This is a genomic window from Nonomuraea fuscirosea, assembly GCF_003001935.1.
In the GTDB taxonomy this organism is placed as follows: domain Bacteria; phylum Actinomycetota; class Actinomycetes; order Streptosporangiales; family Streptosporangiaceae; genus Nonomuraea; species Nonomuraea fuscirosea.
Genome location: NZ_PVNG01000005.1, coordinates 276,705 through 287,285 on the forward strand (window position 1 = coordinate 276,705; position 10,581 = coordinate 287,285).

8 protein-coding genes and 1 pseudogene are annotated in these 10,581 nt (G+C 69.8%); 2 read left to right on the forward strand and 7 right to left on the reverse strand.

Annotation, left to right across the window (positions count from 1 at the left end; all coding sequences use genetic code 11):
* Positions 1–24: 24 nt before the first annotated feature.
* Positions 25–471, forward strand: a complete 447-nt coding sequence (locus B0I32_RS14155) for a DUF4383 domain-containing protein (protein ID WP_106238822.1) — start codon at positions 25–27, stop codon at positions 469–471.
* Positions 472–562: 91 nt separating this feature from the next.
* Here B0I32_RS14155 and B0I32_RS14160 read toward each other — a convergent pair whose 3' ends face one another.
* The 3 genes and pseudogenes from B0I32_RS14160 to B0I32_RS14170 all read right to left on the reverse strand — a co-directional run bounded on the left by B0I32_RS14160 (position 563) and on the right by B0I32_RS14170 (position 1,886).
* Entirely contained in the window at positions 563–886 is a 324-nt protein-coding gene (locus B0I32_RS14160) for a DUF3040 domain-containing protein (RefSeq protein WP_245955836.1), read from the reverse strand.
* Between the two features lie 100 nt (positions 887–986).
* A pseudogene (locus B0I32_RS14165) lies at positions 987–1,274 on the reverse strand (cbb3-type cytochrome c oxidase subunit I); the annotation flags it as partial.
* Positions 1,275–1,436: 162 nt separating this feature from the next.
* Positions 1,437–1,886 carry a DUF6789 family protein gene (locus tag B0I32_RS14170; protein WP_106238827.1) on the reverse strand — a complete coding sequence of 150 codons (450 nt, stop codon included), beginning with the start codon at positions 1,884–1,886 and terminating at the stop codon, positions 1,437–1,439.
* Positions 1,887–2,023: 137 nt separating this feature from the next.
* Between B0I32_RS14170 and gdhA the strand changes: the two genes are divergently transcribed.
* The gene (gene gdhA, locus B0I32_RS14175) at positions 2,024–3,382 is read left to right on the forward strand and encodes an NADP-specific glutamate dehydrogenase (protein ID WP_106238829.1); all 1,359 of its coding nucleotides are present in this window, start codon (positions 2,024–2,026) and stop codon (positions 3,380–3,382) included.
* A gap of 145 nt (positions 3,383–3,527) precedes the next feature.
* On the opposite strand, the gene B0I32_RS14180 is transcribed toward gdhA, so the two are convergent.
* The 4 genes from B0I32_RS14180 to B0I32_RS57620 all read right to left on the reverse strand — a co-directional run bounded on the left by B0I32_RS14180 (position 3,528) and on the right by B0I32_RS57620 (position 10,446).
* Positions 3,528–6,548 (reverse strand): P-loop NTPase fold protein, encoded by a 3,021-nt coding sequence (locus tag B0I32_RS14180; protein WP_146178155.1) that lies wholly within the window; start codon positions 6,546–6,548, stop codon positions 3,528–3,530.
* Between the two features lie 52 nt (positions 6,549–6,600).
* Positions 6,601–8,049 carry an MFS transporter gene (locus tag B0I32_RS14185; RefSeq protein WP_181307363.1) on the reverse strand — a complete coding sequence of 483 codons (1,449 nt, stop codon included), beginning with the start codon at positions 8,047–8,049 and terminating at the stop codon, positions 6,601–6,603.
* A gap of 152 nt (positions 8,050–8,201) precedes the next feature.
* Positions 8,202–10,103: a tetratricopeptide repeat protein gene (locus B0I32_RS14190; protein WP_106238836.1), complete on the reverse strand. Its 1,902-nt coding sequence runs from the start codon at positions 10,101–10,103 to the stop codon at positions 8,202–8,204.
* 193 nt (positions 10,104–10,296) lie between these two features.
* Positions 10,297–10,446: a hypothetical protein gene (locus B0I32_RS57620; RefSeq protein ID WP_181307366.1), complete on the reverse strand. Its 150-nt coding sequence runs from the start codon at positions 10,444–10,446 to the stop codon at positions 10,297–10,299.
* Positions 10,447–10,581: the final 135 nt, after the last annotated feature.

The window sequence follows — 10,581 nt, forward strand, 5'->3', positions numbered from 1 at the left end:
GGTCCACCTATCCAAGGAGATCTCATGGGCACCCCGCGTACCCCCGCCGGCCGCACCCCCGTGCAGCTGGCCGCCCTCACCGTCGGTGTCGTGTTCCTCCTGGTCGGCGTGCTCGGGTTCGTTCCGGGCGTCACCAGCGACGTCGACGATCTGCAGTTCGCCGGCCACCAGTCCGACGCCCTCCTGCTCGGCGTCTTCCAGGTCTCGATCCTGCACAACATCGTGCACCTGCTGTTCGGCATCGCCGGCGTCGTGCTCGCCCGCAGCTGGAGCGGCGCGCGCAACTTCCTGATCGGCGGCGGGGTCGTCTACCTGCTGCTGTGGATCTACGGCATGCTCGTCGGCCACGACACCGCGGCCAACTTCGTGCCCGTCAACACCGCCGACAACTGGCTGCACCTGGTGCTGGGCATCGGCATGGTCGCCCTCGGCCTGCTGCTCAGCCGCCGCCGGGTGACCACCACCCCCTGACCACGATCGCACCGCGGCGCCACTCCCGGCCCCAGGAACATCGGGAGCGGCGCCGCGGCCGTTCCCGCCGGCGTTTGGAGAAACCCGGACGTCACACCGGCGGGACCACGATTCCCGCGGTGAGGCCGGGCGCGGGGACGGGAGGCACCGCCGGGGCGCCGGCGTGGCCGGCCAGCAGGACCAGGAGTATCGGCAGCGTGGCCAGGAAGATGACCACCAGCAGCACGTACCAGATCTCACGCCCGCTGATGCCGGCGTCGGAGCGCCCCTCGGAGCGCCCGCCGGAGCGTCGTGCTTCCCTCCTGCGGCAGGCGGCGTCGAACGACTCGACGCGGCGGACGAACGCACGGTCCTCGCGGCGGAGATCCTGCTCGATCTCGCCCAAGATGCGGCGTTCCCGGTCCGACAGCTCCATCGCCGTCACCGCGTCAGGTTCCGGAGAGCATGGAGGGGCGTCATGGCACCTTCTCGTCCCCGCCGCCCTCGTCCTCATCGCGGTCAGGGCGGTCGCGATCGTGCATGGTGAACAGCTGGTTGTAGGCCTCCTGGGTCACCACCTGCATGCCCGGCTGGGCCGGCTCCGCCCGGATGACCAGTGCCATCACCCCGGCCAGCGCGAAGAAGAGGAACGAGGTGATGAGGTACATGTACCCGATCACCTTGTGGTCGGTGGACGACAGCCAGGCCGCGATCACCGTCCCCTTGCGCCGTGATCGCACCGCGGCCAGAGGGGAGGTCAGGGGCTCGCCACCGGGCTTGATCGTCGTCACATCGTGCTCCGTACACCGTCGCGCAGCGGACATCGGACAAGAGTGATCACACGCACCACCTGCCGGTCTGACAGCCGACCTTCGTCCTCTACCCCTGCCGGCCGTGTCAACACTTATGGGTGGCTTGCGGGACTTATGGGTGGCTTGCGGGCCGGTGTCCGATCACCATCCGGTACTCCGCGCCGCTACGCGCGTTCAGCCGGCGTCATGCGGGTTCTGCCAGTTGAGCGACAGCACCAGGACCGTGCCGTACACGACGTGCCCCGCCACCATGACCGCCTGCCGCCCTGGCCGGTCCGTCGACGCCGGTGGCAGGATGTCCAGCCGGGGGATCCAGCCCTGATAGCTGGAGGCCCAGATCGCCAGGGCGTAGCCGACGCCGGCGACCGCCGGGGTGCGCCGTCCCCTGGCCAGCAGCCCGTACAGGGACCCGGCGGCGATGCCGAAGCCGAAGTGCGCGAGCGCGCCCACGACGCCCTCGCCCGGTTTCGGCCGGTGCCGGTGGCCCGGCAGCACCGCCCTGGCGATCCGTTTGGGCGGCTGATCCGGCATGAGGCCCAGCCGGCTGCCCGCCAGCATGACCCCGCTCATCGCGGCGGTCGCGGCGAGACCGCCCACCGCCCCCTTCAGCAGATCGCGCATCATGCGGGGTGGTTGCCCTCCAGATCCGCCCGGAAACGCGGGCGCCGATGGGGACCAGGTGACGCCCGCCTGATCCACTCCCCCGGGGCGCGTACTTCTCACAACACACCAAACCGTAAAGTGAGGGCCATTACGCCAACATGTGGGGAGAGAGCATCTTGCACGAAAAGCTGTCGTCGATCTACGACAACGTCCTGCGCCGCAACCCTGGAGAGGCCGAGTTCCACCAGGCGGTCCGCGAGGTGCTCGAAAGCGTCGGCCCGGCTCTCGGCAAACATCCCGAGTACGCCGAATCGAAGATCATCGAGCGCATCTGCGAGCCGGAACGGCAGATCATCTTCCGGGTGCCCTGGATGGACGACCGCGGCGAGGTGCAGATCAACCGCGGCTTCCGGGTCGAGTTCAACAGCGCGCTCGGCCCGTACAAAGGCGGGCTGCGTTTTCACCCGTCGGTCTACCTGGGCATCGTCAAGTTCCTCGGCTTCGAGCAGATCTTCAAGAACGGCCTGACGGGCCTGCCCATCGGCGGCGGCAAGGGCGGCTCCGACTTCGACCCCAAGGGCCGCTCCGACCGCGAGGTGATGGCCTTCTGCCAGAGCTTCATGACGGAGCTCTACCGGCACATCGGCGAGTACACCGACGTGCCCGCCGGTGACGTCGGCGTCGGCGGCCGCGAGATCGGCTATCTGTTCGGCCAGTACAAGCGCATCACGAACCGGTACGAGTCCGGCGTGATCACCGGCAAGGGCCTCGCGTACGGCGGCGCGCAGGTGCGGACCGAGGCCACCGGCTACGGATGCACCTTCTTCGTGGAGGAGATGCTCAAGGCCCGCGGCACGTCGTTCGACGGCAAGCGCACCGTGGTGTCCGGCTCCGGCAACGTGGCGATCTACACCATCGAGAAGATCGAGCAGCTCGGCGGCGTCGTGGTCGCCTGCTCGGACTCCTCCGGCTACGTGCTCGACGAGAAGGGCATCGACCTCGACCTGCTCAAGCAGATCAAGCAGAACGAACGCGGCCGCCTGAACACCTACGCCGAACGCCGTGGCGAACACGTCACCTTCGTCCCGGATCGCAGCGTGTGGGAGGTCCCCTGCGAGGTGGCGATGCCGTCCGCCACGCAGAACGAGATCACCGGCCGCGACGCCGCGTTCATGGTCGACAACGGCTGCGTCGCGGTCGGCGAGGGCGCCAACATGCCGACCACGCCTGAGGGCATCAAGGTGTTCCTGGAGGCGGGCGTCGCGTTCGGGCCGGGCAAGGCGGCCAACGCGGGCGGAGTCGCGACCAGCGCGCTGGAGATGCAGCAGAACGCCAGCCGCGACTCGTGGACGTTCGAGTTCTCCGAGCACCGCCTCCAGGAGATCATGCGCGACATCCACGGCCGCTGCCTGCAGACCGCCGAGGAGTACGGCATGCCGGGCAACTACGTGGCCGGCGCCAACATCGACGGCTTCCGCCGGGTCGCGGACGCCATGCTGGCCCTGGGCCTGGTCTGACCGACCCCCTCCCGCGCCACCCACCGGCGCCAGACCGGGTCAACGCCGCCCCGCTCTGGCCGCCCACCTTCGTTGAGCGTCGCCCCGCGCCGGCCGCTCCGGCCCCTTCATTCCGTGGCCTCTGGATGGCTGGGCGAAACCCTGTTCAGCGCCGTCCCGCCAGGTGCTCGCGTACCTGCCGGTGCACGAAGTGGAAGACGTGCGGCTCGCACTGCCGCAACAGACCCGCCCCTACCGCGGCTTGGAGCAGCGGTGACACGTCCATCGGGCGGACGCCCGCGCGCCGCAGCGTCGCCCTGACGTCCGGATCGTCACCCGGGAACGTCTCCGTCCGCCGCCTGGTCATCTCGGCGGCGATCTCCCTCAACCCTTCGGCCACCGCTCCGGCGTCGAACCCGGCCGCCGCCGTCGCGGCGAGCGTCCGCTCGGCGTACCAGGGCACGAAGCGGACGGGCTCTCGTGGCAGATCATCGATCCACTCCGGCGCGCCGATGAGCACGGCCAGCAGCACGGGCGAACCCAGCAACTCGGAGGTCAGCCCGAGCAGGCGATCCGGCTCGACCTGGCGGCCGGAGAGCAGCGTCTCCACCCGCCCGCGCGCCTCGGACGCCACCACGCCGATCACCTCCACCGCCTCGAACCCCGGCACCGAGGCAGCCCGGCCGGTCATGATCACGTCGTGTTCCGTGCGCCCCGCCCACTCTAGGAAGCCGTCACGGATCTCCGGGACCAGCGTCTCCAGCCCGTCGAGCACCAGGACGAACCGCCGCCGCACCAGCATGGCGTTGGCGTTGACGAGCGACAGCCCGTACTCGGCCGCCAGCGCGTGTGCCAGCGCCCGCTCGTAGGGCGAATGCCCGGCCCGGTACGCCGTGGGCTGCCCCGCCCGCGGCGGCGGCGCCTGGACGATGTGCTCGGGCTTCAGCTGCGCGAACGGCAGGAACACGGGCACGTGACCGTCCCGGTTCTCCGACAGGCGGCGCGCCAGCCTGGCCGCCAGGACGCTCTTGCCCGTCCCCGCCGCGCCGGTCAGCAGCAGCTTTCCGGTCCGCGCGCTGAGGATCTCGTCCAGCCCACGCGCGCGGGACGCGTCCTCGCCGCCGAAGCGCACCACCGGATCGATCAACGCGCCGTCGTCGCCGACCCTGCGGTTCAGCTGCTCGCGTACGAGCCCGGCCAGGTCGTCCAGCGGGCCCCGCAGCGGAAGCTCCTCCTGCCTGCTGATCCAGGGCGCGACCGCCGGCCGCCCGTCGTCCTGCGACTCCGCGACCAGCACGTCGCTGGGCTGCGGGGAGTCGCGTACCAGGTCGATGTAGGAGCCGGCGTCGTGCGGCACCTGTTCCCCGAGTCCGCGCAGCTCGCCCGCGATGCCGGCTACCGTCACGTCCGCGGGCTCCTCCACCGACTCGGCCAGCCGGCGCAGCAGCGACGGCTCCTCGGTGAGCCGCGCGTACGTCTCCGGCGCCCGGTCCCGCAGCAGCAGCACGGCCGCCAGGATCGAGACGTCGTAGCGGCCGCGGGACGTCCCCGTGGTGACGCCGCCATGCCGATCCCAGACGTGGCGCTGCCCGTCATCCCCGACGCTGTCCCTCACCTCCCTGGCGACGCGGTCCTGGAGGATGAGGACGTTGACGAAGCGCTTGATCGAACGCGGGTTGCGCGGCAGCGCGCACTTCAGCATCCCGCTCGCCGGCGCGATCTCCTTGCCCGCGAGCAGGCGGTCCAGGTAGAGCTCGAAGTCCGCCTCGGCCATCCGCGGCATCTCGAAGGGAAACTGGATGATCTTGTCCAGGTAGTCCCCGACCGGCTCCTCCCCGTACTTCTCCCGTACGGCCGCGATCAGCGGACCCTTGGCCACACCCAGCACGAACACGCAGTTGTGCCGGTTGAAGTGCAGCTTCAGCGACTCCAGCAGGCCGGTGATCCGGTCGGCGTCACAGCGATCCAGATCGTCGACGAACACGACCAGCCGCTCCCTGCCCTTCGCGGCCAGGGCGGCGTCGATGAGGAAGCCGAGGTACTCCTCCAGCCGCGTCCGCTCGGTACGGATGCGGAAGTGCTGGTCGTCGTAGTCCTCGATCGACTGGCGCACGTCGGACAGGTTGACCCTGAGCGTGGCCGACAGCACGAGCGAGCCGAGCACGTCGGAGATCGTCCGCAGCGTCCTGCGCACGTTCTCCCTGTTCCGCAGACCGAGGTCGTTGACGATGGCGTGCAGCAGCGGCAGCACCGGGTTGTCCTCATGCTGGTGCCGCCAGGGATCGAACCAGACATAGGCACACTTGGGGTCCTGCTCGTCGAGCTGTTCGAGCTGCCTGCGCAGTTGCAGCAACATCGAGGTCTTGCCGGTGCCCCACTCGCCGAACACGCCGACCACCATCGGCGGCGTCGCCTCGCGGGCCAGCGCGGCGAGCTGGCGCACGTAGGCGGCGCGGTTGAGCTCGTCCTCCCGTACGGGCTCGTCGCTGTGCGTGAAGCCCTCCGACGCGACGGGCACCTGGGTGGTCGGCCACGGCAGCGCTTCCTCCCCGGCGGCCTCCGCCTCCGTCGTCTCTACCTGCTCCTCTGTCTCCTGCTCCTGGGGCTGGAGCGGGGCGTGTCGGCCGCGGCGCCGCAGGAGCGGGGGCGCCACGATGAGCACGAGCAGCAGGAAGCCGCCGGCGTACGGCAGGAACGGGTAACGCTGCAGGAGCGACGGCTGCGCCGTGACGGCCACCCGTAACCGGTCGACACCGGCCGCCGAGACGAGGACCAGTTGCCCTGTCCCGGCGTGCGGGCGCGTGCCCCGTATGACGGTGAACGTCACCGCGCCTCCGGCCGGGACGCGGGCCCTGTTCCCACCCTTGAACGCGATGGCGTCGGCGATCGGCCCCGCGACCCGCACCTCGACGTCGGCGGCCGGCCCCGGGTTGACCACGACGACCGGCCAGGTGCCGGTGGGCAGGCGTTCCAGCGCGATGGAGAGCCGGTCCTCGTCCAGGAACTCCGGCGACGCCACGGCCTCCCGGACGGAGGCGACCCGCAGCGGCCCGACCGGCGCGACAGAGACAGTCATCGGCGGCGCGGCCCGCGCCGGGTACCCGGCCGCGATGAGCCCAGCGGCGATCACCGCGGTGAGGCCGACCCTGGCGGATGAGCGCGGCAGTGGACCAAGTCTCCTCGGCATGCTCCGATTGCAACCCGAAGTGGCGCTCCCCGCACCATTCGTCACCGATCGGTTATGTGACGACGGCCTGCGAAGCGGAGATCTGCGGCGCGGCGACGTGCGGGCCGACCACGTGCCGACCGGCAACGTGCGGGTCGACGACGTGCGGGTCGGTGTCGTCGTCGCCGTTCGGGGAGTCGTCCATTCGGCGCACGACCACCTCGGTCCTGTCCAGCGCGATCTGCGCCGTGCGTACGGCGGCCTCCGCGTGGCGCAGGGCGGTCTCCGTCTCCCGCATGGCGGCCTCCAGCCTCGGCACGGACACCAGGGCGCTCCTGAGCCTCGGCACCGTGGTCATCGCCAGGGCCAGCCCGCCCATCGGGACGCAGAGGATGAACAGCGCGACCCAGGACTCGACCTGCCCGACCAGCAGGCCCGCCAGCAGCGGCCCGAGCGCGACGGCGCTGTAGCTGCCCAGGCGGGACACCGCGGCCACGCGGGCGGCCCGGTCGAGCGGAGCCTGGCTGAGCACGGTGCGCATGGTGACGTTGCTCAGCCCTCCGGCGAGCCCGATGATGAGCAACGCGACCGCGAACGACCACGACGCCTGAAGGAAGAGCAGCGGGATCGCCAGCGCGATCGTGCAGGCCCACAGGTGCACCAGCATCACGGGGCGGTGCCGGAACCGCCGGCCGGTCCGGCCGCGGCGGAGCGACGTGATCGCCCCGATGACGCCGCCGACACCGGACGCGGCCAGGATGGTGCCGGCGAGGGCGGAGGGCAGGTTGTCGTCCGTCGCCTCCGACAGGAACACCACGATCATGCCCTGGACCATGAAGTTGATGTACGCGGTAATGAGCGTGGCAGAACAGAGGAATCGATTCCTCCGCAATTCGGTCAGACCGCCGCGCATCTCCCCAAATATCGCACCGAGCGGCTTTCCTCTCCCTGTGATATCGCGAGGCACCCGGCTCAGACTCGCGGCGGCTCCAAAAAGCATGGCCGCATTCGTGATAAAAGAGACAATGGGGCTCACTCCGTAAAGCAAGCCCCCCAAGGGACGCCCCGCCAGAACCATGCCGTGTACGGACGCCTCGTGCAGCGCCAAGGCGTTCTCCACCTTGTCCGGCTTGACCGTGGACGGGATGAGCACCGTCTCCGCGACCGACGAGTGCACGGAGAGCGTTCCCTCAAGCAGAGCGACGATCAGCAGCCATCTCAGCTCCAGCACCCCGGCGACCTGCGCAACCACGATGCCCATGACGAGCGTGCCGCGAAGGAACTCGCTCCACACCATGACTCGGCGCGGGCCGATCCTGTCGATCCACGCCCCGGCCGGGATGTACCACAACAGGCCAGGAACGGTCGAGGCGAACATGACCCAGGCGATCGAGGTGGCCGACTGCGTGAGACCGTACGCCAGCAGCGGGTAGGTCACGCCGATGGTGCGGCTGCCCAGCACCGAAAGGGTCGATCCCGCCCAGGACCACAGAAAGGGCGAATTTCCCTTAAAAACACTCACGAAGTCCGCTCCACGCCCGTGACCGCTTAAACGCGAAAACGGACGTTGGCGGCCTCTGATTCCCAAATGGCACATCGGTTGAGAGCCGAGGCTCGATATGATAATAGAGCAACACCAGTAACGCCTGTGACAAACTCCGGCCTATTTTTCGATCAGGCTGTGCCAATGAGCCGGTCAGCCGCCGCGGTCAGCTGCGGCGGGAGTGGCCGCCTGCCCCTGCTGTCCCGCGCCCGGCAGGCCAGCCGCGACGCCTCGGAGTCCCGCCCGGCCTCCTTCATCACCCGGGCCGCCCGCAACAGGGTCGCCGCGTCGCTGTCCACGTCAAGCCGGGGCACCGCCTCGACCGCCTTGCGCACGTCGCCGCTCAGCGCCAGCGCCAGCGCGTAGGCGGCCTGGGTGGAGGGCTGCTCGTGCGGCTCGACCTTGCGCAGATCCTTCAGGGCGCGCTCGGGCCTGGCCAGGTCGGACAGGATCTCGCCCCTGGCCCGCAGGATCTCGGGCCGCTCGCCGCTCTGCCGCATCGCGCTGTCGAGGACGTCCACCGCCCCGCTCTCCCTGCCGACGTACCACAGCGCCCAGGCCAGCTCGGTCCTGATGGCCGGCTCCCTGCTGCGCCTGGCCGCCGACTCCAGCTGGCTGACGGCGTCCTGGTAGGCGCCGCGGTCGAGCAGGATCGTGCCGATGGCGGTCAGGTGGGTGGCGACGATCTGCTCGGATCCCGGTGTCGCGTCGTAGTGGCGGGCCGCCGCCCGGTAGTGCTCCAGCGCGGAGTCGACGTCGTCGCGCAGGTACGCCAGGTCCCCCAGCAGCGACTCGGCCCTGGCCCGCGTCCTGTTGTCGGGCCGCTGGCCGATCTCGTCGCGGGCGTACCGCTCGGCGATGTCGAACCAGCCCTTGTGCAGCGCGGCGGCGGCCACGGCCAGCCGGTCGGCCACCCTCGCGGCGGGGACGGCGACGGCGCGCCGCAGAAAGGGCTCCACCAGCCGTCCGGGCATCTCGTAGCGGCACTTCTCACTGGCACGCAGCACATGGCGTTCGGTCAGAGCCTGGGCGACCGGCTGCGGCAACTCCTCGCAGGTGTCGTCCTGGCGGGCGATCGGACGTAACAACGCGACCAGTTTGTCCGTGTCGCCGCGGAAATGGTCGCGGGCCACCTCGTGGACCATCCGACGGGTGAACGAACCCAGCACGTCATCGACGTCCACCAGGTCACCGGCGCCGATGGGCGCGGAGCGGTCGCGGACGGAGTCCCACAGCGCGGTGCAGGCCAGTTGCAGGTGCAGCGGCTCGACGGTGGCAGCAGGCGCCGCTCCTTCGCCCCGCAGCCGGTCGGCGAAGGTCTCGTCCGCGCCCGGCTCGAACACGTGGCCCGCCGCTTCGAGCGGACGGCGGCACGCCTCCAGCGCGGCCTCGCGACTGAGCGGGCCCAGCCGGAAGGAGGCACCCCTGGCCAGGTGGGATCGCAGGCCGTCGTGCCGGCGTAGTGATTCGAGCTGCTCGTCCCCGACCACGACGAGCAGCCGGAGCGGCAGATCCTCCTCGGTGGCGGAGAGCGCGTCACTGAGCTGGTCGAGCAGCTGGGAGTGGCCGCGCGACGGCCGGCGGAAGGCGGTGAAGACCTCGTCGGCCTGGTCGAGCACAGCCATGATCGGACGGTGGTCCGGGCTCCAGTGGTGCCAGCGCAGATAGGAGGAGATGGTCAGGCCGGCGAACCGGATCGGGTTCTCGTACGGCGACCAGGCGGCCAGCAGCGCGAAGGCGTGCGGGTCACCGCCCTCGGGGATGACGGCCGCCGGCACGAAGGGCGGCGGCCGCACCCCGCCCACGGACAGCACGTCGTATCGCGACAGGTCGAGCCTGGGCAGCACGCCTGCCGCGACCAGCGACGTCTTCCCGACCCCAGGGGGGCCGTGCAGGACGGTGAGGCGATGGTTCTGCCAGCGTTCGGTGAGTTCGCGGATCTCGTCATCCCGCCCATGAAACCTGGCGACGTCTTCGCGGCGGAATGGTTGCAACCCGACGAACGGGGCCAGGCCCTTGCCGCTGGAAGTCATGCCACGCTCCGCCGCCTAGTGTCGGGACCGAACAATTCGTTCACCGTCGCATCACCGGATTAGCAGGGGCATCGTCGCCCGGTTGCGGACAGATAAACCTGACCTCACCGTACCGCGCATCCACCGGCGTCGTCTGTGTCCATGGACATTGATATGTAGGGCGAGCCGCGCCAGCACTTTTCCGAACGTCAGATCAGGTAGCCGACTGGAAGCCTGCGACTGTTTGGCTGCGGCTGGAAAGCCGCCGCAGCCCTCGCGTAATCACAGGTAAATCGAGGTTCTTCAAGTCTTCGAGGGTCTTCTCATCCAGGTCAATGATCCCGCTCGCGGGCTCGCCGCCCATGCACCCCTCCTCTAGCCGGTTTACGGCCGCCCGTAAACCGGGATTCGATCTGGACGTGCTAAATAACGCCTTAATAGTGATTCTGTGGCTCCCCTTCGCCAGAATCAATCGTAGGATCACAATTAAGTGGGACAG